The organism is Tenacibaculum sp. E3R01 (assembly GCF_003318185.1).
In the GTDB taxonomy this organism is placed as follows: domain Bacteria; phylum Bacteroidota; class Bacteroidia; order Flavobacteriales; family Flavobacteriaceae; genus Polaribacter; species Polaribacter halocynthiae.
Genome location: NZ_QOCC01000030.1, coordinates 77,086 through 103,623, shown reverse-complemented (window position 1 = coordinate 103,623; position 26,538 = coordinate 77,086). Strand labels below are relative to the sequence as shown.

25 protein-coding genes and 2 tRNA genes are annotated in these 26,538 nt (G+C 29.6%); 14 read left to right on the top strand and 13 right to left on the bottom strand.

All coding sequences use genetic code 11. The annotated features are described in order from the left end of the window. Window positions 1–17 precede the first annotated feature (17 nt). Window positions 18–464, top strand: coding sequence for a hypothetical protein (locus tag DS884_RS17850; RefSeq protein ID WP_093869125.1), 447 nt, complete (start codon window positions 18–20; stop codon window positions 462–464). Window positions 465–520: 56 nt separating this feature from the next. Here DS884_RS17850 and cdaA read toward each other — a convergent pair whose 3' ends face one another. From cdaA to DS884_RS17830, 4 genes are read right to left on the bottom strand one after another with little or no spacing between them, the layout of a single operon-like run. Next, window positions 521–1,303 carry a diadenylate cyclase CdaA gene (gene cdaA / locus DS884_RS17845; protein ID WP_199488233.1) on the bottom strand — a complete coding sequence of 261 codons (783 nt, stop codon included), beginning with the start codon at window positions 1,301–1,303 and terminating at the stop codon, window positions 521–523. A 49-nt stretch (window positions 1,304–1,352) separates the two neighbouring features. Continuing rightward, window positions 1,353–2,195: a metallophosphoesterase gene (locus tag DS884_RS17840; protein ID WP_113787730.1), complete on the bottom strand. Its 843-nt coding sequence runs from the start codon at window positions 2,193–2,195 to the stop codon at window positions 1,353–1,355. Window positions 2,196–2,208: 13 nt separating this feature from the next. Then, window positions 2,209–3,027 (bottom strand): dihydropteroate synthase, encoded by an 819-nt coding sequence (gene folP, locus DS884_RS17835; protein WP_113787729.1) that lies wholly within the window; start codon window positions 3,025–3,027, stop codon window positions 2,209–2,211. Next, window positions 3,028–3,615 (bottom strand): TIGR00730 family Rossman fold protein, encoded by a 588-nt coding sequence (locus tag DS884_RS17830; RefSeq protein WP_113787728.1) that lies wholly within the window; start codon window positions 3,613–3,615, stop codon window positions 3,028–3,030. A gap of 84 nt (window positions 3,616–3,699) precedes the next feature. On the opposite strand from DS884_RS17830, the gene DS884_RS17825 reads away from it, so the two are divergent. The 4 genes from DS884_RS17825 to DS884_RS17810 all read left to right on the top strand — a co-directional run bounded on the left by DS884_RS17825 (window position 3,700) and on the right by DS884_RS17810 (window position 6,425). After that, entirely contained in the window at window positions 3,700–4,245 is a 546-nt protein-coding gene (locus tag DS884_RS17825) for a DUF1599 domain-containing protein (protein ID WP_113787774.1), read from the top strand. 24 nt (window positions 4,246–4,269) lie between these two features. Further along, window positions 4,270–5,271, top strand: a complete 1,002-nt coding sequence (locus DS884_RS17820; protein WP_113787727.1) for a DoxX family protein — start codon at window positions 4,270–4,272, stop codon at window positions 5,269–5,271. Window positions 5,272–5,346: 75 nt separating this feature from the next. Next, window positions 5,347–5,718, top strand: a complete 372-nt coding sequence (gene crcB, locus DS884_RS17815; protein WP_113787726.1) for a fluoride efflux transporter CrcB — start codon at window positions 5,347–5,349, stop codon at window positions 5,716–5,718. A 2-nt stretch (window positions 5,719–5,720) separates the two neighbouring features. After that, window positions 5,721–6,425: a crotonase/enoyl-CoA hydratase family protein gene (locus DS884_RS17810; RefSeq protein ID WP_113787725.1), complete on the top strand. Its 705-nt coding sequence runs from the start codon at window positions 5,721–5,723 to the stop codon at window positions 6,423–6,425. 46 nt (window positions 6,426–6,471) lie between these two features. Here the strand turns inward: DS884_RS17810 and DS884_RS17805 are convergent, their stop codons facing one another. Next, window positions 6,472–7,077 carry a DUF1684 domain-containing protein gene (locus DS884_RS17805; RefSeq protein ID WP_113787724.1) on the bottom strand — a complete coding sequence of 202 codons (606 nt, stop codon included), beginning with the start codon at window positions 7,075–7,077 and terminating at the stop codon, window positions 6,472–6,474. A 705-nt stretch (window positions 7,078–7,782) separates the two neighbouring features. On the opposite strand from DS884_RS17805, the gene DS884_RS17800 reads away from it, so the two are divergent. Together DS884_RS17800 and DS884_RS17795 are read left to right on the top strand one after the other, a co-directional pair. Then, a complete protein-coding gene (locus tag DS884_RS17800) occupies window positions 7,783–8,013 on the top strand; it encodes a hypothetical protein (protein WP_093869135.1) in 231 nt (76 codons plus the stop codon). A 145-nt stretch (window positions 8,014–8,158) separates the two neighbouring features. Further along, window positions 8,159–8,233: transfer RNA gene (locus tag DS884_RS17795), tRNA-Pro, on the top strand. 37 nt (window positions 8,234–8,270) lie between these two features. Here DS884_RS17795 and DS884_RS17790 read toward each other — a convergent pair. From DS884_RS17790 to DS884_RS17755, 8 genes are all read right to left on the bottom strand, one after another. Then, entirely contained in the window at window positions 8,271–9,041 is a 771-nt protein-coding gene (locus tag DS884_RS17790; RefSeq protein WP_113787723.1) for a hypothetical protein, read from the bottom strand. Between the two features lie 445 nt (window positions 9,042–9,486). Next, the gene (locus DS884_RS17785) at window positions 9,487–10,365 is read right to left on the bottom strand and encodes an N-acetylglucosamine kinase (RefSeq protein WP_113787722.1); all 879 of its coding nucleotides are present in this window, start codon (window positions 10,363–10,365) and stop codon (window positions 9,487–9,489) included. 5 nt (window positions 10,366–10,370) lie between these two features. Beyond that, the gene (locus tag DS884_RS17780) at window positions 10,371–10,967 is read right to left on the bottom strand and encodes a LacI family DNA-binding transcriptional regulator (RefSeq protein ID WP_093869139.1); all 597 of its coding nucleotides are present in this window, start codon (window positions 10,965–10,967) and stop codon (window positions 10,371–10,373) included. 107 nt (window positions 10,968–11,074) lie between these two features. Next, window positions 11,075–13,105, bottom strand: coding sequence for a beta-N-acetylhexosaminidase (locus DS884_RS17775; protein ID WP_113787721.1), 2,031 nt, complete (start codon window positions 13,103–13,105; stop codon window positions 11,075–11,077). 9 nt (window positions 13,106–13,114) lie between these two features. Next, entirely contained in the window at window positions 13,115–13,543 is a 429-nt protein-coding gene (locus DS884_RS17770) for a hypothetical protein (protein ID WP_093869141.1), read from the bottom strand. Window position 13,544: 1 nt separating this feature from the next. Next, complete coding sequence (nagB, locus tag DS884_RS17765) at window positions 13,545–15,461, bottom strand: glucosamine-6-phosphate deaminase (RefSeq protein ID WP_113787773.1); 1,917 nt, start codon at window positions 15,459–15,461, stop codon at window positions 13,545–13,547. A gap of 158 nt (window positions 15,462–15,619) precedes the next feature. Further along, a complete protein-coding gene (locus tag DS884_RS17760; RefSeq protein ID WP_113787720.1) occupies window positions 15,620–17,212 on the bottom strand; it encodes a RagB/SusD family nutrient uptake outer membrane protein in 1,593 nt (530 codons plus the stop codon). A 3-nt stretch (window positions 17,213–17,215) separates the two neighbouring features. Further along, entirely contained in the window at window positions 17,216–20,302 is a 3,087-nt protein-coding gene (locus DS884_RS17755; protein WP_113787719.1) for a SusC/RagA family TonB-linked outer membrane protein, read from the bottom strand. Between the two features lie 197 nt (window positions 20,303–20,499). On the opposite strand from DS884_RS17755, the gene DS884_RS17750 reads away from it, so the two are divergent. The 7 genes from DS884_RS17750 (at window position 20,500) to udk (ending at window position 26,538) form a co-directional block, all read left to right on the top strand. Beyond that, window positions 20,500–21,558, top strand: coding sequence for a sensor histidine kinase (locus tag DS884_RS17750; RefSeq protein WP_233487186.1), 1,059 nt, complete (start codon window positions 20,500–20,502; stop codon window positions 21,556–21,558). Between the two features lies 1 nt (window position 21,559). Further along, a complete protein-coding gene (locus tag DS884_RS17745; protein WP_093869144.1) occupies window positions 21,560–22,267 on the top strand; it encodes a LytR/AlgR family response regulator transcription factor in 708 nt (235 codons plus the stop codon). Window positions 22,268–22,393: 126 nt separating this feature from the next. Further along, window positions 22,394–24,208, top strand: coding sequence for a sodium:solute symporter family protein (locus DS884_RS17740; protein ID WP_113787718.1), 1,815 nt, complete (start codon window positions 22,394–22,396; stop codon window positions 24,206–24,208). 13 nt (window positions 24,209–24,221) lie between these two features. Continuing rightward, window positions 24,222–25,313, top strand: a complete 1,092-nt coding sequence (locus tag DS884_RS17735) for an acyltransferase family protein (RefSeq protein ID WP_255414831.1) — start codon at window positions 24,222–24,224, stop codon at window positions 25,311–25,313. A 5-nt stretch (window positions 25,314–25,318) separates the two neighbouring features. Then, window positions 25,319–25,651 (top strand): hypothetical protein, encoded by a 333-nt coding sequence (locus tag DS884_RS17730; protein WP_113787716.1) that lies wholly within the window; start codon window positions 25,319–25,321, stop codon window positions 25,649–25,651. A gap of 103 nt (window positions 25,652–25,754) precedes the next feature. Beyond that, window positions 25,755–25,828, top strand: a tRNA-Thr gene (locus tag DS884_RS17725). A gap of 104 nt (window positions 25,829–25,932) precedes the next feature. Next, complete coding sequence (gene udk / locus DS884_RS17720) at window positions 25,933–26,538, top strand: uridine kinase (RefSeq protein ID WP_093869229.1); 606 nt, start codon at window positions 25,933–25,935, stop codon at window positions 26,536–26,538.

Below are 26,538 nucleotides of genomic sequence, written 5' to 3'. Positions count from 1 at the left end.
CTAAAAATCATAAAACGATGAAAAAAGTAATTTTATCTGCGTTTGTTGTTGCTTCATTATTAGCAACTTCATGTAAAAAGGCAAAAGAGGAAGCAAAAGAAGCAACTGTAGAGGCTACTGAAAAAGTTACTGAAGCTACAAAAGAAGCTGCTACTAAAGTAGTTGAAAAAGCTGAAGAAACTGTTGATAAAGCTGCTGAAGCTGTACAATCTGCTTTAGAAGGTATTTCTATTCCTAGTTTTGATAACGAAAAAGTAGAACAACACTTAAAAGATTATGCTACTTATGCTAAAGATTATATTGCTGCTAAAGGTGATGTTCTTAAAAGTTCTAAATTAGCTACTAAAGGTGTTGAATTAGCTACTAAAGGTGCTGAGTTAGTAAAAACTTTAGATGCTGATGGTGTTAAGAAATTTAACAGCGTAATGAGTGCTATTCAATCAAAAATGGCACCAGCTAAATAAGCATATTTAACTATATTTAGTTATAAAAAAGGTTCTTCATATTGAAGAATCTTTTTTTATTCCATTACGTCTTTTTGGAGTTTTTTTGATAATTCTTCTAAGCTGTTGTATAGCTCAAAACCTCCATCTTTTATATATGAAATTTCCCCTGTTTCTTCAGAGACTAACATACAAATAGCATCCGTTTTCTCTGAAACTCCTATTGCTGCCCTATGACGTAAACCAAAACGAGAAGGTATTTGTGAATTATCAGAAATTGGTAAAATCACACGAGTTGCTACCACATAATTATCTCTAATTATTGTAGCTCCATCATGTAAAGGGCTGTTTTTATAAAAAATACTTTCAAGAATTGCTTCGTTTACTAATGCGTTCATTTTGTCACCTGTACTTACTAAAAAATCTAAATTATTAGTTCGTTCAATTACAATTAATGCTCCTGTTTTCGTTTTTGATAAATTAACACAGGCATTTAAAATTACTTCTGTATCAACCTCAAAACTAATTTCAGATTGTAAAAATTTTAACTGAGTTAAAAAACCTCTTTTAGTTGAAAAATTAGTAGTTCCTATCATTAATAAAAACTTTCTTATTTCTTGCTGAAATACAATAATTAAAGCAATAACTCCACCAGATAATAAATACCCTAAAATACCACTCAACATTTCCATATTTAGTGCTTGAGTCATCTTCCATATTATAAAAATAAATGCAATACCTATTACGATATTTATAGCTACTGTACCTTTTAATAACTTGTATATATAATATAAAAGAGCAGCTACTAAAATAATATCTAATACATCTAAAAAAGAAAAATCAATAAAATCCAAATCTATGTTTTTAGTAGAGTTTTTGTAAATGTACTAATTTTTAAAACAACACTTTTTAAGCATTTGTTAGTTCAAAAACAGTTATTTCTGGCCTTACATTAAATCGCACTTGCCATAAATGTCCCACTGCTCTATTTATGTACAAAGTTCTACCATCTTCTAAATCAATTTCACCTGAAGAATACTTTTTATTTTTAACAGGAAGCATAGGTGGTGGTAAAAAAGGTGCTTTACATTGCCCACCATGAGTATGTCCAGAAAGTATCCAGCTATTGAACCCCCTCCATATATCTATATCGCATACATCTGGGTTATGGCATAATGCTACATTCGCTTTGTTTATATCAAAAGTAGCCATCGCCTTTTCAGGATTAAAATTAAGCCCCCAATAATCATCAAATCCTATAAAATTTAAACCAGCTACTTCTTTATGAGTATTACTTAAAATGGTAACTCCAGATTGTTCAAGTAAACTTGTTATTTTATCTGCTACATTTTGTTCTAGCCAATTATGTCCATAATCATGATTTCCTAAAACCCCTACTGTTCCTAAATTTCCTTTTACTACATGTTTTAAAACTGTTTCTAACTGAGTAAATTGTTCTTCATTCTCATAACTAACATAATCTCCAGTATATACTACAAAATCAGGATTATACTTTTGCGCTTTTTTAAAACTATCTATGATGTACTGATAGTCAAATCTGTTACCAATATGCACATCGCTTATTTGCATTAATGTTTTGCCTTCTAATGCGGAAGGTAAATTTTTAATTGGCATTTTTTTCTTAACAAACTCTAACCAAAAAGGTTCTATTTGCCATGTATACAAACCAGTTAACAAACCTAAGCCTATAGTACCAAAAATAGATTTTTTTAAAAATTTTCTTCTTTTCATTACATTTAATTTTCTACAATTGATTAAAAATAGTAACAGCTTCTACAGCTTCTTTCACATCATGTACACGCAATATATGTGTACCATTCATTAAAGCAATTGTATTCGCCACTGTAGTAGCGTTTAATGCCTCTTTGGCTGAACAACCTAAGGTTTTATATAGCATAGATTTTCTAGAGACACCTGTTAATATAGGTGCATCTAAGTTTTTAAATAACTCTAAATTTTTTAATAATTCAAAATTATGAGCTATTGTTTTTCCAAAACCAAAACCAACATCAATAATAACATCATTCACTTTTTTTTCTTTAAGTTTAAATAACTGCGCCGCAAAAAAGGAAATCACTTCTTTTACTATATTATCATACTGCGGATTGGCTTGCATGTTTTGTGGAGTACCCTGCATGTGCATTATTATGTAAGGTACTTGTAATTTTGTAATTGTTGTAAACATATTAGCATCCATTGCACCTCCTGAGATATCATTGACAATTGCACCTCCTTTTAAAATTGTTTCTTCAGCTACTTTACTCCTAAAAGTATCAATTGAAATAAGAATTTCAGGGAATTCTTTCGTTAACAACTCTATTACTGGTACAATTCGTTGTAATTCTTCTTGTTCAGAAATATGCTTTGCACCAGGCCTAGACGAATAAGCGCCGACATCAATAAAAGTAGCACCTTCGTTCAACATTTTTTCTACTTGGTGTATTATATCTTTCTCTGAATTATATTTTCCACCATCAAAAAACGAATCTGGAGTAATATTTAAAATCCCCATAACTTTTGGAGATGATAGATCTATTAAATTTCCTTTACAATTAATCGTCATTTAGCTTACAACTTTATTAATTACATGTGTTTTTTCAGGAGCTGTATAATTTTTCATCTTCTCCATTAATCCGTCTATAGTCTCATCAATTAACAATAAAGCTCTATTTTCAGGTTTCAAAAACCCTTCTTTAACCATAAAATCTAACTGTTTAATTGTAGCATCAAAAAAACCATTCACATTTAATACTCCAACAGGTTTTTGTTCAATATGTAACTGCTGTAACGTTAAAGCTTCAAAAAGTTCATCTAAAGTACCAAATCCTCCTGGCAATGTTATATAACCATCAATCATTTTGCTCATTATTACTTTACGTTCACTCATTGTTTTAGTAATAATAATTTTTGAAATATTAGAATGTACTACTTCTTCCTTCTTTAATAAATCAGGAATTACCCCAACAACCTTACCTCTTTTTTCAATAATTTCACTGGCTATAGCACCCATCATTCCTATTTTACCACCACCATAAACTAGGGTAATATTATTTTTTGCAAAATAACTACCTAAATTAACTGCAATATTTTTATAGACTTCATTGAAGCCCAGACTAGAACCACAAAAAACAACAATGTTATTTAATTTCATACTCTAAAAATAAATTATTAGGTAAAAATAAAGGAAAACCTAATGGTTTTATTATTTTTACCTTATTATTTCAGAAAACAAAAAATGCAAAATACCTCAAAACAGTACGACTTAGTTATTGATGAATGTAGAAGTTTATTTGTTAAAAAAATGTCTGACTATGGCAGTGCTTGGAGAATTTTAAGGTTACCTTCTCTTACAGATCAAATTTTTATTAAAGCTCAACGTATACGTCAATTACAGGAAAATACTGTTCGTAAAGTTGATGAAGGAGAGAAATCTGAATTTATAGGAATTATCAATTACTCTATCATGGCTTTGATACAGTTAGAACTGGGTATTGTAGATCAACCAGATCTATCAACTGAAAAAGCTGGTGAATTATACGATAAACATTTAAGCATTACTAAAGAGTTAATGGAAAACAAAAATCATGATTATGGTGAAGCTTGGAGAGACATGCGTATTTCATCATTAACAGATTTAATTTTGCAAAAATTACTTCGAGTAAAGCAGATTGAAGACAATAAAGGAAAAACATTAGTTTCTGAAGGAATTGACGCAAATTATCAAGATATGATAAATTATGCTATTTTTGCTTTAATTCATCACTCAGAATTAGACAGTTAACAATATTAAAAAACACCCTTAATTATGATATTAAAATTACTAACTCATATTTCAAGAATACTAGTAGGTCTTTTATTTATTTATTCTGGATTTGTAAAATTAGTTGACCCAATAGGGTCTCAATATAAATTTGAAGAATATTTTAGTGAAGGAGTTTTAAATTTAGAATTTTTAATTCCAGTTGCACTGCCTTTTGCCATTCTTTTAATAGTTTCTGAATTAGTTTTAGGTGTTATGCTGTTAGTTGGTTTTAAACCTAAGTTTACTGTTTGGAGCTTATTTGGTTTAAATTTAATCTTCTTATTTTTAACTTGGTATTCATATACATACAACAAAGTAACTGACTGTGGTTGTTTTGGTGACGCTATAAAGCTAACTCCTAAAGAAACCTTTTACAAGAATGTTATTTTTATGGTGTTTATTGTAATTTTAATTTTAGGTATAAAATTCATTAAACCCTTAATATCAAATAAAATAGCTTCATTATCTACTTATATTTCTGTTTTCATTTCTTTAATTATTGCTTATTATGTTTTAAACCATTTACCAATTGTTGATTTTAGAGCTTATGCTATAGGAACAAATATTGAACAAGGTATGCAATACCAAGAAGGAAGTGATGATGCTCCTCCTATTCATGATTTTGAAATTAGTACAGTAGATGGTGATAAATTAGAAGAAATGCTATCTAAAGACAAAGCAATGCTAATTCTTATGACCACTACAGAAAAAGTTAACAAAGAAGGTATGCTTGAAATTTCAAAAGTTGCTGCCAAAGCTAAGAGCAGCGGTTATGAAATTTATATTCTAACATCAGATATGATGATGGCAGACGTTATTTATGAAGAAAACTATGAAGCTTTAAATGCTTTCAAAAAAGAGTACAATTTACCATACACTTTTGGTAGCTGTGACGAGAAAGCTATAAAAACTGTAATTAGAGCTAACCCAGGAATAGTAACTGTTAAAAAAGGTATTATTGATGGTAAATGGAATTGGACAGATGCTGATGATGTAGAATTATAACATTAAAATAAAACAACTTTTTATAGATACTTAAAACCTCACAAATTTTGTGAGGTTTTATTATATTCGCATATAATGAAACAACTGCTATTAATTTTTATAGGTGGAGGAACTGGAAGCGTATTAAGATACTTAGTAGGTAAGCTTTTAAACAATTCTCAAACTGGTATTCCTTATGGTACTTTTGTTGCTAATATTTTAGGTAGTTTATTAATTGGTATCATTTTAGGGTTTGCTGCAAAAAACGAAACCTTAACTCAAAACTATACGCTTTTACTAGCTACAGGTTTTTGTGGTGGGTTTACTACATTTTCAACCTTTGCATACGAAAATCATGTATTTTTAAAAGCTGGAGATTTTACAACTTTTGTCATATACACAATAACTAGTTTTATTGTTGGATTCTTGGCCGTTTTTGGCGGAATCTTTTTAACTAAATTTTTATAATAATGACCAATTTAACAGAGTATAAAGAAGAAGAGAACTATGCAATTATTACCTTAAATAATGGTAAAGTAAATGCTATTTCTCATGAAGTTATTGATAATTTAAACCTATGTTTAGACAAAGCTGAAAGCAATAAAAAAGTTGTTATATTAACAGGAAAATCTGGAGTTTTCTCAGGAGGGTACGATTTAAAATCCATGACAGCATCTCCAGAATCAGCATTAAACCTTGTTACTAAAGGATCAAAATTATCACTTAGAATGCTTTCTTTCCCTATGCCAATTATAATAGCTTGTAACGGTCATGCTATAGCAAAAGGAGCTTTTTTATTATTATCCGCTGATTATCGTTTAGGTACCGATGGTGATTTTAAAATAGGGTTAAATGAAGTAATGATTGGAATGACTATGCATAATGCAGGAATCGAAATTGCAAAAGCTCGCTTAACTCCAGTATCTCTTAATCGTAGTGTAAATAACTCAGAAATCTACACTCCTAAAGATGCTATTTCCGCTGGTTTTTTAGACAAAATTGTTCCACAAGAACATATATTACCAACTGCAATTAAAATTGCTGAAATGTTCACACAATTAAATCCTAAAGCACATGCCGCTACGAAACTAAAAGTAAGACAAACTTCTTTAGAAAAGATAGAAAAAGCTATACAGCAAGACATAAAAGAAGGTTTAACTCCTCCTTCTAAATAATTATATTAAAAATTCAAAACTAAAAGTAAAGAAGTTTTAAACTTCTTTACTTTTTGTAAGCTTTTACTCCCGCTTTTATTTCAATATCTAAATAATTATCTCTTGGAGTTATTGGGCAAGAATATCTATCACTATAAGCGCAGTATGGATTATAAGCTTTATTAAAATCTATTTCAATAGTACCGTCTTTTTGCTCATCGGTAGTTAATACATCAATAAACCTTCCTCCTCCATACGAAGTTGTTCCATTTGTTTTATCTAAGAAAGGTAAGAATAAATGGTTTTTATATTTTTCTGTTGAAAATTTATTTTTATAAATAGCTAATTTTAATTCTTTATTTTCTATTGTAAAAGTAATTACTCCATACTTTTCATATACAGCCACCCTATCTGTTGTTGTTGGAAAATTAAAAGTAGGCGAATCTGGAGTCTTTTCTATCTTTGCTTTTACCTTATAAGTTTCATTTACTGGGTAAAAATCTAACCCTGTAAAACTTTTCAATCCTTTTTTTGTTAACGGAGAAGTTGTAGCATCTTTAAATTTAGAATTTAATGACTTTTGAAAATCAGTTTTACCAAGTTGTTTTCTTTTTCCTTGAGAATTACATGATACCATTGTTATCATAGTAATAAATACAAAAAAATGTTTCATCAATTTATGTTTAATAAGTTCAATTATTGGTGAAGATACTAGAGTTAAATTATGTTACAATAACTTTTTTTAAAATTAACAAATTCCACTTTATCAATATATAAACATCTATTTTAAATAGAGTAATTATTTAAAAATTACCAAGAACAATCTCTTTGCTTTTCAACAAGAAATATACATTATAAACATTTAAATACCAAACACATAACACAAACTAAGATTTCTTTTTTTAAAAAAAAACTTGTTTATACTTAAAAATAAATTCTACATACTATTTTTTTCTTTGTGCTATTTACTTATATAGCCTAACTTCATTACATTTTTCACATAAAAAAACAATATTAAACATCAAATCTTATTAATCTTATAAAAAAAACATTTAATTCTTTTTTGAAAAATTAACAAGTTTTATTATATTTGGTTAAATACCTACTAATTTATAGCATTATAAGTGGTAAAAAAACGAGTTTATCTTCCTAAATAAGAAAAACTTATAAAAAAATAATATATTTTGATTGTTTTTTAACATATAAAACCGTAAATAACGCTATATTTGACCCCCAGTTTTTTATTACAATATTGTTATAAAAAAATTAATGAGATGTCTTAAATAGACTATAAGAGTTATATCTTTTTCAATTTTAAATCAACACCAAACCTAAATTGTAAAGATTATTTTAATTTAAAACGAAAGAAGCACTTAATATGAATTCAGAGTTAATTAGTAAAGGAGAAGAGTTTGAAACCAGAAAATTCAAATTTGTTACTACTAGTGATAGAATATTAGCTTCAAGAGAAGCTAAAGCGTTAATTTTAGAAATTAATGAAGTTTATAAAGAAACTAAAGATAGTAACTTAATGGACTTAATGAAACGTTTAACCGTTGTTAAACAACGTATAGACAAACGTTTAAAAGGAAAACCATTAACGGCCTAATACTTTTTCCTAAAAAAGCACGTTATAAAATTAAGGGTGCTATAATTAATTATCTAAACCCTTAAATATGATATTTATTCTTGATAAAAATTCTAGGTCTTTTCCTAGAATTTTTTTTAGTTTTGTATACTAACCAAATTAAACTCGGGATGTAGCTTAGTCCGGTTAAAGTGCTGGTCTGGGGGACCAGAGATCGGAGGTTCGAATCCTCTCATCCCGACTTTTAACTCCTCTCTTAAATCCTAAAAATCAATAATTTAAGATATATTACTTGAAGGAGGAAGAATAAGTTTGTTTAAAAACCTTTCTTTAAATCCAATAATATTGGGGTTCGTTTGATCAAGGTCAAATTCTTCATTCACTTGCTCTCCACTTGCATATTGCCTCAAAAAAACTGGTATTGATGAGTTTTGTATTAATTTAGGCACTGCAAAATTCTCATTCCATGAAGGCCATTTTTCAGGAGAACTGTGATACCTAGCAATCCATAAACCATAGCATGTTATTTCACCTTTAATTAATATTGAAAATGTAGTATTATCATGATAATTTGCATAAACACATGGAAGAATAGTTACAGAATTTTCACTTTTTTCCTTACTATAGGAAATTAAAGTCTCTGACCAACCTCTATAGTACTCTTCAGATATGGAGCCATTACTTCCACTTACATTTCCTTCAACATCTAAAAAAAAGAAAAACTCACTCCCTTGTGACTTCCAATAATTGACAGTAAAGGTAGAAAAAAGATCATTTACTCCTTGCTTAGCATCTGTTACCCCCTGTGAATAAGAACCTCCTACATGGTTTGTATGCCTTGCAATAGGTAGTAGTTTTATATTATTTTCATGTAAAGTATTATTTTCTAAATTATGCGAATACTCCACAGGGTAACCAGTAGTAAAATACCTTCCCCATGCAATTGGCATTTCATTATAATAAGAATATACTTTATCTATTAAATCATTTGCGGGTTGAGAACTGTCTACAATTTTAAATGGCTCTTTATTAGAGTTTGATTTTATCATTTTTTTATTCATTTCTCTTTTTAATAAAGAGTGATTTTTAAATTAATTAGTTGGTAAATAAAAACGATGCATAACCACACACAACTCTTTAAATTTACAATAAATCAACTATTATTATATAAAAAATACATGAACGTTTTTTAATTAAGTATGGACGTAGCAAAATCACCATACACCTATAAAGTTTTCTTTTTTAATACTTAAATTTACTACTTTGTAAACTTAAGCCATATAAAATAAATTGCTAACGCAAGCCTACTTACGAAAATCCTTACGGACTTTCTATCTGTAATTTATTTATTAAATTTAGTGCTTGAAGCTCGGCTAACAATTCTCGAATTGCCTACCTCCTCACTTATGTTATACAAAACTATTGGCAAAACTATAGACTACACAACAACATCAATAAAATTATTTCATTGGTTGAGTATCCTTCATATTTACTTTACACTACCTCTTTTAAGAAGAGTCTATCTTCTTTAATAGATTCAATAAAAGCTTTCAAAGGTCTCCTTATGAAGTTTTCGGGAGGCTTCATTTTTCTTTTTCTAAGTTCTTCATTAATAATATCTCTTGCATGATATCCTACAGAGCCAATAAAATAAAGGGGGACTTCATTTAATTCATTCTTATAATTAACTAATTGTCTATCTATAAAGTTCCCTATACAAGAACTTATCATTTCTTTTGCGTAAGGATGCTCAATATTCTCAAATAAAAAACGTGCAAATTGCGCTAAATATTTATTAGGCATTTTTGACCCATAGAGTTTTGATAAAACCATATCATCATCTAGCTTAAACTCTTTTTCCAAAGAAAACTTAAGGTCTTCTGGTAAACTTCTATAATAATAACTTTTTAAGAGTTCTTTTCCTAAATGATTACCACTTCCTTCATCCATTAAGATGTAGCCCATTGCTTTTACTTTTTGCTCAATTACTTTTCCATTAAAAAAACAGCAATTAGACCCAGTACCCAATATGCAAACCACCGAAGGTTTACTTGAAGCAGCAAAAACAGCTAACATTAAATCTTCTTTTATGGCAATTTTTGATAGGTTGGTAAATTTTTTCTCAAAAATATTCTTTATTTTATCACTCCCTTTTTTATTATTACACCCTGCTCCAAAAAAGTAAATAGTTGTTACTAACTTTTTATAAAACGATAATTCGCTACAGTTTTCAAGAATATTTTCTATATCTTTTTTCTTTAAAACAGAAGGATTCACCCCTTTTGTTCTAATTCTTCTTACTATATTATAATCTAGGCTTTCTAACAAAATCCAATCGCATTTTGTTGACCCACTATCTGCAATTAATATCATTTTATCTAAGAAACTTCTAACTGTAAATTATAATTTTTGATTTTACTAATCATATTACTTACTAAATCTTTACCTAATTTAAGTCCGTTATTAGACTGCTTTAATTGCGTATTTGTATACACAACATTATCAACCATTTTATTAATAACTATTATTGGTAAATGTCTTTCAGAAAGTTTGATCAGATATTTATTATCTTCAGCATGGCGTTCAGGAAATAATGAAGGTGATATAATTAAACCATCAATAATATTTTCAGATAATAATTTTGTGTACGTAATTTCTTTTTCTGGGCTATTACACGTTTGATAAACCATAATTCTATGTTTTTTTTCACATGTTTCTTCAGTAATACCTACTAATAAGTTAGAAAAAAAATCATTTTTTAAATCAGGTAGTATAACTCCAATAATAAAGTTCGTTTTTCTTTTTAAATTCTTAGCAAAAAAATTAGGTCTGTAGTTTAATGACTTTGCTATTTTAGAAATCCTTTCTTTAGTTATACTACTAATTTCATGGCTATCATTTAATGCCTTTGAAACTGTTGACACTGATACTCCCGATTTTAATGCTATTTCTTTTAATGTTACGTTATAATTCATATAATTAAGCTATTAATTTGGGGTTATATTAATTTTATAGATACCTTACCTATAAACCTATTGAAAATATTTATTTGGCATAACTTTACGTCATAGATCCTTACTATCTATTCATTCAAGAACTTTTCTATTACAGGTAAAACAACTAATTCAGTATCTACTAGTGGTTCTTTTAGAACTTTTACACATTCATTTACCTCCTTTTTTACCTTTTTTGTAATCTTCTTACCATTAAGAACCTCAACGCAAACAAGTGATAACTCCTTAAGTTTCTTATAATGATTTTTTATTAAACCTGTGTTAGGGTTTGACTGTAATTTCAAAAAGTCGTTATACCCTTTAATCCATTTATTAAAATAATTTATCAACTCTTTCTTTTTAATTACGCTAGGTGTTTTTAAATAAGAATTCATTGTTTTTTTAAAGTTATACCCATCAATTGCATCAGCAAAACAAGCATCAGCAAAAAGCGTAAATGGTGAAAATGATTTATACTCTGTTCCTCCTTTATTTCTTGTATAGATCTCTACAGGTTCATAAACACCTGTTAAAACTTTTAAAGAACTTATATCATTACTCTTAGTTATGTTTCTTAAAATGACATCTCTGTTTTTAAAATGACTAATTCCTAACTCTTCTAACTGAAGACTAATTGGACGCAGTCTTTTTCTCATGTTTTCAAGATTTTTCACTTCTTTAACCGACCAAAATCTTTCTGCAATTGCTGCCGTTCTTGGCCATATTCTAGAATCTATAGTTAACGAAGTAACAAGTTCACTCCACATAGTTACTTCACCTCCTAAAACTCTTTTTTCTTCTTCTTTCGTAAGCTTTCCATTTCCTGCAGGATCAAATAAATAATGATGCTCAACAGATTGCATTCTATCAATATAGTAATCATTAGATAGCACTGCTTGGTATCCATTTTTTACAGCCTCAGTTAATGTTCCATTTTTAAAGCCTTCATTTACACCTCTCCACGAATGAATAATAGCAGTTTTAGGCATGTCTTTAGTCATTATTTCATCCCACCCCATTAATTTCTTGTTGTATTTTTTTAATATCTCTTGTAATTTGATATTAAAAAATGTTTGTAAATCATGATTACTATTTAAACCTTCTTTCTTCTTAAATTTTTGTACCTCATGATTTTCATCCCAATGCTTACCTTCATTTTCATCACCTCCTATATGGAAGTAATTATCAGGAAACAATGGCGTTAATTCAGCAAACAATTTGTCTAAAAAAACATATACTTCTGGATTAATGGGGTTTAATGTGGGATGAAAAACTCCAGAAAATCTTTCAATTTTATAATCATATCCTTTTTTACTTCCTAATTCAGGATATGCTGTTAATATTGCTGTAGCATGTCCAGGAACATCAATTTCAGGAACCACTCTTATACCTAATTTATTAGCATAAGAAACAATATCTTTAATATTTTCATGCGTATAATACTGACCATCAGAACCTAGCTCGTGTAATTTAGGAAACACTTTTGACTCTACCCTAAACCCTTGATCATCTGACAAATGCCAATGAAAAACATTCATTTTCATAGACGCCATAGCATCTAAATTTCTTTTTAAAACACTTAATGGTTGATAATGCCTTGCAACGTCAATCATTAACCCTCTCCATATAAAACGTGGAGAATCTTTAATGGTAACTCCTCCTACATAAAAAGAGTTTTCATTATATCTTATTAATTGTAATACTGTTTCTAATCCTCTTATAGCTCCTACATCAGTTTTAGCTAAAATCTCAACCTGTTTCCCTGTTACTAAAACCTCATATGATTCATCAACATTTAACTGAATATCAGCAACTTTATTAAAGGTAATTTTAATAGTTGCATTTTTTTTATTCAAAAAAGGAAAGCCTTCTTTTACAAAAACACCAGTTCTATTAGTCAGCCTTCTTATAAATTTTATAGCCGCCCCGTGAACTCTTCCATCTTTATTATTAATAGAAACAGTAAAGTCTTCATTAATATATACCTTATTATTATTCTCTTTTATTTCCTTTGGCCAAGGCATTAAATTATACGTTTCTGATAATTTATTTTGACCATTAACCATTATAACACTAAATAATAAAATTGTTAATAGGTTATTTATTATTCTTTTTATCATATAATATTTTTAAAGTTTTTTATAAACTTCTATAATTTTGTTATCCACTCCTAGCTCTTCAATCTTCTCTACCCCTGTTATTATAAGAGTATCATTATTTATTTTAGCATTGAATTCAAAAACTTTCCCTTCCCATTCTCTATAATTCAAATAATCAAGATATTCTTTATAGACACCTTTTTTATAGACATATCTTCCTCCTCCTGCTACATATACAGCTGAAGAATCTTTACCTTTATTTAAATCGTGTCTTAAAAAAGAAAAGTGAGTTTTATTAATAATTTTAATCATCTCCTGATTGGGCGATACTGTAGAAAAGGTAGAATCTTTTGTTATAGTTTTTGCTGAAACTAGTTGCCAAGTTCCTTCTATTTTAGACTCTTCTTCAATGCCACACCCCAGTAATAGTAATAAAAAGATTAATACACTATATTTCATATTAAAAGAAATAGCGTTTAAACGCCTCAATAGCTGCATAATCTGCCATACCCAAGTTACGATACTTTTCAGCAGTTAACTTGTTTCTATCTTCTGCCCTAACCCAAAACTCTCTCGCATCGTTTCCTTGAAACATTACTTTATCTTTTTGAGACTGGTGATAGAATATTGCATGTCTTTTTTTCACTACCTGATCAGGACTCATTGGAATAGCCATTTCTATTTCATGAGGTTGCCATTCAAACCAAGCTCCTCTATACAACCAAACCCAACAGTCATTCATGTATTTTTGATTTTTAAGAACCTCTAATGCTTCAAAAAGTGAATTTAAACATACTTTATGAGTTCCATGAGGATCTGCCAAATCTCCAGCTGCATAAATTTGATGTGGCTTAATCTCTTCAATCAAAGCGCACATGATATCAATATCTTCTTTTGATAAATTGTTTTTCTTAACCTTTCCTGTTTCATAAAACGGAAGATTCAAAAAATGAATATTATCATCTGGTACTCCTAAATACCTAGTTGCAGCCAATGATTCTGCTCTTCTAATCCCTCCTTTTAACTTCCTAACTTCAAGTGTATCTATCTCGTTTGCCTCTTTATTTAAAATAGAAGAAATAATATTTTCGGTATTATTAGAATTTGGATCAAACATTTTAAATACCTCAGCAAATTTTAATGCATCGTCATCTGAAACTGCAATATTCCCTGATGTTTGATACGCTACATGTACTTCATGTCCTTGTTCTACCAACCTATCAAAAGTTCCTCCCATTGATATTACATCATCATCAGGGTGAGGACTAAATATAATTACTCGCTTTTTCTCTGGTGTACTTCTTTCTGGACGTCTTGAATCATCTGCACCTGGCTTTCCTCCTGGCCATCCAGTGATTGTTCTTTGCAATGCATTAAATATTTTTATATTCAATTCATAAGAACTCCCTTCTTCTACCAACAAACTTGACATTCCGTACTCGTTATAATCTTTATCTGTTAACTTAAGAATTGGTTTACCTACTTTATCACTTAGCCAGAAAATTGCTTTCTTTTTTAGCTCTTCTGTCCAAACACATGATGAAACTAACCAAGGTGATTTTATTCTTGTTAATTCAGAAGAAGCCTCTTTATCTAATACAAAAGTTGCATTAGTATGCTCTTGAAGATATGTTGCTGGAACTTGTGAAGTTATTTTCCCTTCAATCGTCTGTTGAATTACTTCAGCTTTATTAACACCCCAAGCAAGTAATATAACCCTTTTTGCTTTTTTTATGGTGTTAATCCCCATTGTTATGGCTCTTTTAGGAACATTCTCTATTCCTAAAAAATCTGACGCAGCATCTTCTCTTGTTATATGATCTAAAGTTATACTTCTTGTACTAGAATTATAATGAGACCCTGGTTCATTAAAACCAATATGACCAGTTCTTCCAATTCCAAGTAATTGAAAATCTAATCCTCCAGCTTCTTTTATTTTTAATTCATAATCTACACAATATTGATACACCTCTTCTGGTTGAATTGTTCCATCAGGTATATGAACACTTTCTGGAACTATATCAATATGATTAAATAAATGCTCATGCATAAAATGATGATAACTTTGAATATCATCTGGTTGCATTGGCCAATATTCATCTAAATTAAAAGTAATTACATTAGAAAAACTTAACCCTTCTTCTTTATGCATTCTTACTAACTCTTCATACACTTTAATCGGTGATGAACCCGTAGCTAAACCTAAAACACACTTTTGGTTTACACTAGCTTTTTGCTTTATAAGCTGAGCTATTTCTGAAGCAACTAATTTTGATGCTTCTAATGAGTTTTCAAATATTACGTTATGACTCTTTTCAAAACGTGTTTCTTCAAACTGTCCTGCTAGATGATATTTCATTTCTTTATTATTTGACATAACCATGCTTACCTTAATCTTAAAATAAATTACTTTGTAAATGTAGAATACCAGTTCTCTCTTTGCGATTTTTTTCGACAAATAGCCATAAAACTGCTACTAAAAACAATCGAGAATGCATACTTACATCCCCGATTATTTATAACAAAGTTTACTGGTTAAAAATTACTGCTTCCGGTATCCCACCAAAGTCTGGTTCCTCCATTATCTAAACCTTTTAAGAAGCTAACTGCCTTTTGAACATTTGCTGAATTGGTGTTCTTCTCACTATCCACAAAATTGATACGGCGTATTTGAATATTGGTATCTATTTCTCCTCCACTGTTATTAACTACAACAGGAAAAACTTTAGGATATCCTGTTCTTCTAAATTCACTCCATGCTTCTTGACCATCAGGAAACATTGCAATCCATTTTTGAGTAATTATTTGCTCTAATTGCTCTTCATTTGTTCCTGCCTGATTGTAAGCTATTTTTACATCTGTTGAATATGCTACATTATTAGTTGCATTAATTGCATCAACAAAATCGTTTGGAGTACTCGTTGCATCTGCTAAATAAGTACTAGCCCCTGCAACACCATGCTGTGTAAAAGAAGCCTTTACACCTTCTTCATAATTTACTTTAGCATTTCCTGCTCCAGCCCAGCCTCTTAACGCTGCTTCAGCTTTCAAAAAATGAATTTCAGCAGTTGTCATCCATACTTTTTGAGTAGCTGTCATCACAACTTCTCCTAATAAAGAATGGCTACCATATTGAGATTTCGCATTAATATCAATTCCTTGACGAATTCCTTTATAATTTCCTAATGCTGCATTTGCTGGTGCATTAAAATATTTAGAAATTCTTCCATCATTGAATCCTTTTAAAATCACTTCCATTTCTGCACTCATACAAATATCTCCCCAAGTTCCACTAATAGTTGCTAATGGATGTGAAAAACCACCCATGTTTACTGTCATTGTGTTTGCTATAAATCCTGCATCACTAGCTAATGCTTTTTCTCCTTCAGTTTTAGCCATAGCCTGATTTACTTTAGATACTCTAATAGCTAATCGTAATCGTATAGAATTAGCAAATGCTCTCCATGAAGCAACATCTCCTGCTAAGTTTGACTCGTCAAACGGAACAAATTGCATGTCACCTTCATATTTTTTTAATCCTGTAATAGCATCATCTAAATCTTTAAAAAACGCTTTATAGGCATCTTCTTGAGAATCGTATTCACCTGTAGTACCGTAATCATTAAATTTTGAATAACGAATAGGTCCAAAAACATCTGATACTCTATGCATTGCCATTACTTTTATAACATTGGCTAAGAAAACAAATTTCTCTCCTCCTTGTGAATTTGATAATTCTACTTGCTCTTTTATCTCTCTTGCATATGGCATTACTCCATTTCCGTTATTTGCATCATATGCATCGTTCCATATAAAACCATTCCACCCATTAACTAAAGCGTATGTTTGATTATTTATATTTCCTGCAAATGGTGTTGGAGCTGTCATATACCCTGAAAAAACATCAGCATTTAAGTTCTGTTGTAACTGGTAGTTCCATGCAGGCTCTACACGAATTATATTAGAAAACATTGGTGAAAACCTAGATCCAATATGGTTATTTTGCTGTGTTAAGCTTTCTTGTGAGATACCATGTGGATCGGTATTTATCTTAGCAAAATCTTCTGTACACGCATTAACAATTACTAAAATTATTAATAGTTGTATATATTTAAAAGTTCGTTTCATTTCTTAAAAGTTTATATTAACATTAAACCCTATACTTCTTGTTGATGGTTGATTGAATATATCAACACCTTGTAAACCTAAACCTGTACTTGCAGATATGTTTGGATCAAATGGAGCTTCTTTATAGAAAAAGAATAAATTATTTGCTATTAAAGACAATCTTACGCTTTTAAAGAAGTCTCCTTTTACAGGTAACTTATACCCTATAGATAATTCTCTTAAACTAACATTAGTTGCATCGTATACATATTCACCTAACATTCCATCTCTACCTCCAATAGCATTATAGTAATCTTGAGCCGTTATTTGAGATGCAACACCTGCTTCATTTACTACATTAATCATTCCTCCATTAGTATTTCTAGCATCTGCTGTTGCTTGAGAAACACCATATTTATCGTTTACAGCCTCTGTAACACTTACTACATCTCCTCCGAATTTACCATCAATTAAAAAACTAAAAGTAAAATTCTTGTAATCAAAACTATTACTCCATCCTAAAGTAAAATCAGGTTGAGCATGTGCTACTGTTTTAAATTCCGTTGATTTTAAAGCTCCAGAAGTATTAATTACTGGCACACCATTTTGATCTCTCACTAATGATCTTGCTTTTATACTACCAAAATCTTCTCCTTCTATTAATGAAAACTCATAACCATTTACACCTCTAGCAGTAACAATAGCCTCTCCATCTTGTAATGAAGGGTGAACTGAAACGACTTTGTTTTTATTTTGTGCAAAATTTAATACTGTATTCCAAGTAAAGTTTTCATTCCTTATTGGCTTTCCATTTAAAACTAACTCTATACCTTTATTAGAAATCTCTCCAGCATTTACAATGTTTTGAGAGTATCCATTTGGATTAGGCTCAGCTTGAATAAAAAATATTTGATTCAATGTTTTTGTACTATAGTACGTTAACTCAAAACCTAAGCGGTTGTTTAAAAATCTCCACTCAGTTCCAATTTCAAATGCCTTTTGTCTTTCTGGCTCTAATGTTTCTCCTTCAATTGGAGCAAAAGGCGCCGTACTAATACCTGTATTCGTTTGATTTATTTTATTTAATGGTAATGTAGCATATACAGGTATATCTTTACCCACCTCAGCATAAGAAACTCTAAGCTTTCCAAAATTAATTGACTCAGGCATTTCAAACATTTCTGAAAGAACCCCCGTTAAACCAATAGATGGATAGAAAAATGAAGTTGAATTTGTATTTACTAAGGTAGATGACCAATCTGTTCTTCCTGTTACATCTAAGAATAACATTTTTTTATACCCAAAATTTGCTGATCCAAATACAGATTGCACTTCTCTATTTCCAACTGATTGTCTTATATTATTAGTTGTTTCAAAATTAGCAATAGTAAAAACATTTGGAAAGTTTAATCCTTTACCATCTCTACCAGAATCTAATAAAATTTGATCTCCAATAGAATATTTTGTTAAACTAGTTCCTAATAAACCCGTAAAAGTTAAATCTTCTGAAAAGTCTTTAGAATAATTAGCTATTAAATCAATGTATTGTTGTGTGTTTTCAGTTTTCTCTAAAACATACCTTCCATTATCTCCAGAATTTACAGGATCTGTTCCTGCATATTGCTTTTTATCAAATGTAAAAAATGACTTATCATAACTTACTCTCGACTGTAATGAGAAGTTATCTGTTACTTGATATTTAGCAGATACATTTGCTAATACTCTTTGTACAATATCTTGACTCGGGTTTCTGTTTATTAACCAATATGGATTTTGCTGAATGTTTTCATCAAAAGAAGAAGCATACTGATCCATCATATTAGTTGTTTGATTAAAATATTCAAATTTATTTTTATAAATATCTCTATCAATTCCTACTGGATGTAAGTACACACCTGTTAACGCATTCGAGTACAAACCATTTGTAGGTCTATTCCATATTCTTTGATCAGATAAATTAACACTTGCAGAAATATTTATTTTATCTTTTAAAAATTTAGCCGTTTCTCGTAATGTTACATTATTTCTAACTAGTCTATTTCCTGGAACAACACCTTCAGCTAATGTATTAGCATATGAAAAATAGGTTTGTACTTTAGCATTTCCTGATGTTAAAGCTACAGAATTTATTGCTGTATAACCTGTATTAAAAAAACTTTTAGCATCGTTACTTAATCCTTGAGCTTTTGCACCCCATGATTTAGGGTCAGTTACTCTACCATTTTCAGCTATTGGACTTCCCACTGAAGCTGATTGATATTCAGATTGCAATTTTGGTAAAGACATTACATTGTCAACTGTAAAACTAGATGAAACATTTACAGACAATCTACCTTCTTTTCCTTTTTTTGTTGTTACAAGAATTACACCGTTTGCACCTTGACTTCCATATAAAGCAGAAGCTGACGCTCCTTTTAATACTGTTATAGATTCAACATCATCAGGATTAATTAAAGACATAGCGTCTCCTCCATCTCTGTTCCCTGTTTGACTACCAAAAATATCAGTTCCTGGTTCTGAACCATTAGATCCATTTCCACTATTTAACATTGGTACTCCATCAATAACATATAAAGGATCATTATTAGTAGTAGAAGAGTTACCTCTTAATACAACTTTTGCAGTTCCTCCTACACCAGACGAACTTCTTGTGATAGTTACCCCTGCTGATTTACCTGATAAACTGTTAATAGGATTTGTTTGTTTTACCTTTGTTAATTCATCTCCATTTACTTCCTGAGCTGAATAAGTAAGTGCCTTTTTTTCTTTTTTAATTCCTAAAGCAGTTACAACTACTTCATTTAAAACATTATCATCTTCTAATGCTATATTAATAGTTACTGACTGATTGGTTACAGCTTTTGATTGTGCTTTCATACCTAAATAAGTAAAAAGCAAAACATCTCCTACTGAGGCTTTAATTTGATATTTCCCATCAAAGTCGGTTTCAACCCCTTTAGTAGTTCCTTTAATAATTACTCCTACCCCCGGAAGAGGTCCCCCCTCTGACTTCGAAGTCACTACCCCTTTTATTGTTTTTTCTTGACCTAAAGCCAGTTGTGTTACTAAAAAAGAAAAACAAAATAGTAGTAAAATTTTATTTTTTTTCATGAATAAGTTAATTAATTGTTTGCTTAAAGTTATGCACTTCTGAAAATGTTAAAAAAATATTATATACAAACAACATCAAATAGGCAATGAATGACTCTATTTTATAGATTATCATAAATCAGTCTATTTTAGATGTTAAGTCTTGTTTGGTACACCCAAAAAAATGGTATAAATTACACACTCAATTTACTTTAATTTTGAATTTTAGAAAAAATAAATACTCAAATAGAACCATAAAAAGAAAGTACCATATCCTTTTTTGGGCTGGCTATTTTCTTTTTAACGTTATTAGATGGGGAAGCTATTTTGATGATTATTGGTACTCATTAAAATCTAACTTAATAGAATTCCCTCTACATATATTTATTGTTTATGCTAATTTGTATTTTTTTATTCCAAAATACCTAATACAAAAAAAGTATAAAAGATATATTACATCATTATTTATATCACTAAGTTTTTTATACACTGCTAGAACAGCTCTTAATTATTTCCTAGTCACTAAAAACATATGGCCAGAATCTGAAGGATACCAAGAGGCCTTTACCTTTAATCATATTATAGCTGTTACACTGGGAGAACTATATGTTTTAGCTTTAGCTACAGCTATAAAACTAACAGTAGACTGGGTAAACCAACGCAATAGAATAGAAAATTTAAAAAAAGAGCATTTAAAAAGTGAATTAAACTTTTTAAAAACCCAAATACAGCCACATTTTTTCTTTAACACATTAAACAACCTGTATGCTTTAACTTTGGAAAAATCAGATTTAGCATCAACAGTCGTATTAAAACTATCTGATATAATGCAATACGTTATTTATGATGTAAAAGAACCCAAGGTAAAGCTTTTAAAAGAAATTGAATACATCCAAAACTATTTAGATTTAGAATTACTTCGTTGCAATAAAAATTCAACAGTAGATTTAAACATAAAAGGAAATATAGCCAACGCAAAAGTGCCTCCTTTAATTTTTTTATCATACATAGAAAACTGTTTTAAACATGGAAATAAAAATAATAATGATTTTTATATCTATATTAGTTTCGAAATAACTCAAGAAAACAATTTAATTTTTAGTCTTAAAAATAGTTTCGAGCCTTCTTTAAATCAAAAGAAAAAAAGAGGGATTGGAAATACAAATACGAAAAGAAGGCTTGATTTAATATTCAAAAAAAATTATAAACTTGATATTTCACAAGAAAATAATTTATATTCTGTTAATTTAGAGATTCCTCTAACCAAAAAACAATAAAGTGAAAATTAATTGTGTTATTATAGATGACGAACCTTTAGCTATTAATGTTATAAAAAACCACCTACAAGAATTTCAAAACATAAATATTGTAGATACATTTAATAACCCTTTAGAAGCAATAAACACTCTTGAGAAAGACCCTATAGATGTTTTGTTTTTAGATATTAATATGCCAAAAATGAACGGGTTAGAATTCTTAAAAAATATCCCTGTAAAACCACATGTAATCATTACAACTGCTTATCGAGAATTTGCTGCAGAAAGTTACGATCTAGATGTTCTTGATTACTTAGTAAAACCTATACCTTTTCCACGATTTTTAAAATCGATTAATAAACTTACTCAACAACTACATTTAAATCAAAATGTGAAAAATATTCATACAAATGAAGATTCTTATATTTTTTTAAAGGTAGACAAAAAACTAGTTAAGGTAAAATATGACAACCTCTTGTACATAGAAAGTTTAAAAGACTACATAAAAGTTTGTACTACTGATGGAAACTACATCGTACATAAATCATTAACAAGTATAACAGAAGAACTACCAAGCAATAACTTTTTACGTATTCATAGATCATATACAATTGCTATTGACAAAGTAAATTCTGTTGAAGGAAATTCAGTAGATATAAACAATAAAAGAATACCTATAGGTAGAAAATACATAAACAATACAAAACAAATTATTTTAAACAATAATTAATTAATGAAAATAAAGGCTTTTTGTCTTTGTTTTTATTTTGTTTATCAAAAAAACATAGTTGTTGGTAGAATTAATTTACCATAAACCTTTCAATTTCATTAGATTTCAACTTTTAAAAACTAATTAATGATTAACTTAAGCTCTCTTGATTACACTATAATCATATTATTTTTCACTATTGTATTGGCAATAGGTATATATGTATCTAAAAAATCTGGTAAAAATTCAGAAGAGTTTTTTTTATCTGGAAGAAACATGCCTTGGTGGTTATTAGGATTATCAATGGTAGCAACAACATTTTCAACTGATACACCTAACTTAGTTACAGATATAGTTAGAAAAAACGGAGTCTCTGGAAATTGGGTTTGGTGGGCTTTTCTAATAACAGGTTTACTAACAGTATTTGTTTACGCTAAACTTTGGCGAAAATCAAATGTAAATACAGACATTGAATTTTATGAACTGCGTTATGGTGGAAAACCTGCAAAATTTCTTAGAAAGCTACGTGCCGTATATCTTGGTGTCATATTCAATATAATGGCTATGGCTGCAGTAACACTTGCCGCTATAAAAATTGGTCAAATAATGCTTGGCTTAGAACCTTGGCAAACCATTGTATACGCAGGAGTAATTACAGTTATTTTCAGTGCTATAGGAGGATTCAAAGGTGTCGTTTATACAGATTTCTTATTGTTCTTTGTTGCAATGATTGGTGCAATTGGTGCTGCTTGGTATTTAGTTAGCTTACCAGAAATTGGAGGTTTAAAAAACTTAGTTACACATGAAAACGTTATAAACAAACTATCAATACTACCTGACTTTAGTAATACTGAAGCTGTTATTACCTTATTAGTAATACCTTTTGCTGTTCAATGGTGGAGTGCCTGGTACCCAGGTGCTGAACCTGGTGGTGGTGGTTATATTGCTCAACGAATGCTTGCCGCAAAAAACGAAAATCATGCTATAGGTGCTACATTCTTTTTTAATATTATGCATTACGCTTTACGCCCATGGCCATGGATCTTAGTTGCTTTAGCTTCTTTAGTTTTATACCCTGATTTAGCTAGTATAAAAGAAGCTTTTCCTAATGTAGCTGACAATAAGTTAGGGCATGATTTAGCATATTCTGCCATGCTAACAAAACTACCTAGTGGTTTATTAGGTATTGTTTTAGCTTCTTTGGTAGCAGCATATATGAGTACTATTTCAACTCATTTAAACTGGGGAGCGTCTTATATAGTAAATGATTTTTACAAACAACAAATTAATCCAAATGCTTCGGAAAAAAAGCTAGTTCTAGTAGGTCGAGTTTCAACAGTTGTTTTAATGTTATTTAGTGCTTTATTCGCATTATTATTAACAAATGCCCTACAGTTATTCGAAGTTATTTTAATGTTTGGAGCTGGTACAGGGCTTATATTTATTTTACGTTGGTTTTGGTGGCGTATTAATGCCTGGAGTGAAATTGCTGCAATGTTTTCTTCTGGTATAATTTCAATACTATTAAATTTCACTTCATTTGGCGAGGTTCTTTTTAATTCAGAAACAGGGGTGTTTCCTAGCTGGTTTAAATTCCCGTTTATTGTACTTATAACAACTTTAGTATGGGTAATAACAACCTTTTTAACCTCTCCTGAAAAAGATAAAGTTTTATATAATTTTTATAAAAAAATACAACCTGGGGGAAAAGGTTGGAAACATATTACAAACAAAGCTCAAAACGAAAACATCAACCTTATTAATTCAAATGAAAAATGGAGCGTTCCTAACGGAATATTAGCCATGCTTTTAGGTACTGTATTTATTTACAGCTGTATGTTCGCTACTGGTTACTGGATTTATGGTAAATATACCTTAGCACTTATTATTACAACAATCGCTATTGTATTTGCCTATTTACTTATAAGAGTATGGAAAAAAATAAGCACAACTATTTTATAACAATATATTCTCTGTGAAACGATTACAATCAGTTGATACACTTAGAGGGCTAACTATAATTGCAATGATTCTAGTTAACAACCCAGGTACTTGGAGCTTTGTTTACCCTCCATTACTTCATGCTAAATGGCATGGATTAACTCCAACTGATTTAATCTTTCCCTTTTTTTTATTTATCGTAGGAATATCAATAGCACTAGCCTATAAAAATAAGAACGCTAACAAAGCTACTTATAAAAAAATAATTGTTAGAAGTTTAAAATTAGTTGGATTAGGTTTATTTATAAATATTTTTACTCCAAATTTTCCTTTTTTTGAGGAACTACAAACCATAAGAATACCTGGTGTACTGCAAAGAATAGGAATTGTTTTTTTTGTTTCTTCAATATTATTTCTAAACCTAACTATAAAAAGTATTATCTCAGTAATCATCTTTGTATTAATAGGGTATTTTTTATTTACAGGTTTTATACATTTACCCAATGGAGAACTCCCTTCTTTTGATAACAACTTAAACAATTGGTCAAACTATTCTGATTATAAAATTCTAGGAAAACATATGTGGAGAAGTACTTTTGATCCAGAAGGCCTACTTAGCACCATTCCGTCAATTGTAACTTGTTTGCTAGGTATCGTTGCTGGTAAAATACTTACTTTCAAAAACAGCTATAAAAAAGAACACCAATTACTTTTTTATGCTATAATTCTTTTTACTCTAGGCTACACTTGGAGTATTTGGTACCCTATAAATAAAACTATTTGGACAGGTAGCTTTGTTTTAGTTACGGCAGGCTGGGCTTCATTTGCCCTTTCTATTACTTATTATATTAATGATATAAAAAACATTACACTAAGTAAAAAGCTTATATATGTTAGTAAAAATGCCATAACTATTTATTTTTTATCAATGGTAATAGCCAAAACATTTTATTTAATTAAAGTAAATGATAATGAAAGTATACATTCTTGGTTATTTAATAATTTATTCAACCATCATATTCAAATTACTGAGTTAGCCTCTTTGCTATATGCTCTTAGCGTTGTTTCTTTTTATCTTTTACTAAGTTACATTCTTTTTAAAAAGAATATTTTTTTTAAAGTATAACAATCATGCTACCAACTAATCAATCAATTCAAGAGAATAAAAATTTTTCGAAATTAATTTATTCGAAATCTTATTATAGTACGTCATTTTCAGATAATATTTCTTTTTCTTTATATGAGAAATTTAAAAACTGGATAGTTGGTGAGTTTGATTTGTTCTTTAAAGAAGAAAATCATAACAGTTTAAATATATATTTTCCTAACGGAATAATAACAATAGAAATAAAGAACAACACAAAAATAAGTATCATTGTTAAAAACAAGAATAGTAAAAAATGTAAAAACATGATGCAAAAAGTTCTTAAACTGTATCTTTTCTCCTTACCAAAAACCACTTAAAAAAAAGACTCTCAAACGATTAAAAAAACACATTAAAAAAAAGTAAAAAAAAGTTTTTGTAGTTTCGAAAATCATTATATATTTGCCACGCTTTAAAGCAAAAGCCGATGTAGCTCAGCTGGCTAGAGCAGCTGATTTGTAATCAGCAGGTCGTGGGTTCGAGTCCCTCCATCGGCTCAAAAAAATAAAAAGTGCTAACAAATTTGTTAGCACTTTTTTTATGCACTATTTTTTCTAAATTTGCTAACTATAAAACTACTTAAGAATTTCTAATGAAAAACATTTTTGTTATTGGTATTGCTGGTGGAACTGGAAGTGGAAAAACAACCGTAGTAAATCAAATAATTAATGAACTTCCTGCAGATGAGGTTTGTGTAATTTCTCAAGACTCATATTACTGTAAAACTGATAATCTTACTTACGAAGAAAGAACAAAAATAAACTTTGACCATCCTCGAGCTATTGACTTTGACTTATTAGTTGAACACCTAAAACAACTAAAAAATAAGCAAATTATTGAACAACCAATATATTCATTTGTTGCACACAATAGAACGAAAGACTCTATCAAAACACACCCTAGAAAGGTTATAATAGTAGAAGGTATATTAATTTTCAACAGTAAAGAATTACGTGATTTATGCGATATAAAAGTTTTTGTACATGCAGATGCAGACGAGAGACTTATAAGAAGAGTTCGCAGAGATATTAAAGAACGTGGTAGAGACATTGATGAAGTTTTAAGTAGATACCAACACACACTAAAACCAATGCATCAGCAATTTATTGAACCAACTAAAAATTTTGCTGACATTATTATACCTGGTGGTGGCCACAATAAAGTAGCTATAGATATTGTTAGAACTGTAATAAACGATCGCCTATAA

Bases quoted from the DNA above. Each gene is read 5' to 3' on its own strand.
- DS884_RS17730 (WP_113787716.1), top strand. From the start codon at position 25,319: ATGCTACCAACTAATCAATCAATTCAAGAGAATAAAAATTTTTCGAAA.
- DS884_RS17800 (WP_093869135.1), top strand. From the start codon at position 7,783: ATGAATTCAGAGTTAATTAGTAAAGGAGAAGAGTTTGAAACCAGAAAA.
- DS884_RS17850 (WP_093869125.1), top strand. From the start codon at position 18: ATGAAAAAAGTAATTTTATCTGCGTTTGTTGTTGCTTCATTATTAGCA.
- DS884_RS17840 (WP_113787730.1), bottom strand. From the start codon at position 2,195: ATGAAAAGAAGAAAATTTTTAAAAAAATCTATTTTTGGTACTATAGGC.
- nagB (WP_113787773.1), bottom strand. From the start codon at position 15,461: ATGTCAAATAATAAAGAAATGAAATATCATCTAGCAGGACAGTTTGAA.
- DS884_RS17805 (WP_113787724.1), bottom strand. From the start codon at position 7,077: ATGAAACATTTTTTTGTATTTATTACTATGATAACAATGGTATCATGT.
- DS884_RS17780 (WP_093869139.1), bottom strand. From the start codon at position 10,967: ATGAATTATAACGTAACATTAAAAGAAATAGCATTAAAATCGGGAGTA.
- DS884_RS17740 (WP_113787718.1), top strand. From the start codon at position 22,394: ATGATTAACTTAAGCTCTCTTGATTACACTATAATCATATTATTTTTC.
- DS884_RS17770 (WP_093869141.1), bottom strand. From the start codon at position 13,543: ATGAAATATAGTGTATTAATCTTTTTATTACTATTACTGGGGTGTGGC.
- crcB (WP_113787726.1), top strand. From the start codon at position 5,347: ATGAAACAACTGCTATTAATTTTTATAGGTGGAGGAACTGGAAGCGTA.
- DS884_RS17830 (WP_113787728.1), bottom strand. From the start codon at position 3,615: ATGAAATTAAATAACATTGTTGTTTTTTGTGGTTCTAGTCTGGGCTTC.
- DS884_RS17820 (WP_113787727.1), top strand. From the start codon at position 4,270: ATGATATTAAAATTACTAACTCATATTTCAAGAATACTAGTAGGTCTT.
- DS884_RS17810 (WP_113787725.1), top strand. From the start codon at position 5,721: ATGACCAATTTAACAGAGTATAAAGAAGAAGAGAACTATGCAATTATT.
- DS884_RS17775 (WP_113787721.1), bottom strand. From the start codon at position 13,105: ATGATAAAAAGAATAATAAATAACCTATTAACAATTTTATTATTTAGT.
- folP (WP_113787729.1), bottom strand. From the start codon at position 3,027: ATGACGATTAATTGTAAAGGAAATTTAATAGATCTATCATCTCCAAAA.
- DS884_RS17760 (WP_113787720.1), bottom strand. From the start codon at position 17,212: ATGAAACGAACTTTTAAATATATACAACTATTAATAATTTTAGTAATT.
- DS884_RS17785 (WP_113787722.1), bottom strand. From the start codon at position 10,365: ATGATATTAATTGCAGATAGTGGGTCAACAAAATGCGATTGGATTTTG.
- DS884_RS17755 (WP_113787719.1), bottom strand. From the start codon at position 20,302: ATGAAAAAAAATAAAATTTTACTACTATTTTGTTTTTCTTTTTTAGTA.
- DS884_RS17825 (WP_113787774.1), top strand. From the start codon at position 3,700: ATGCAAAATACCTCAAAACAGTACGACTTAGTTATTGATGAATGTAGA.
- DS884_RS17790 (WP_113787723.1), bottom strand. From the start codon at position 9,041: ATGATAAAATCAAACTCTAATAAAGAGCCATTTAAAATTGTAGACAGT.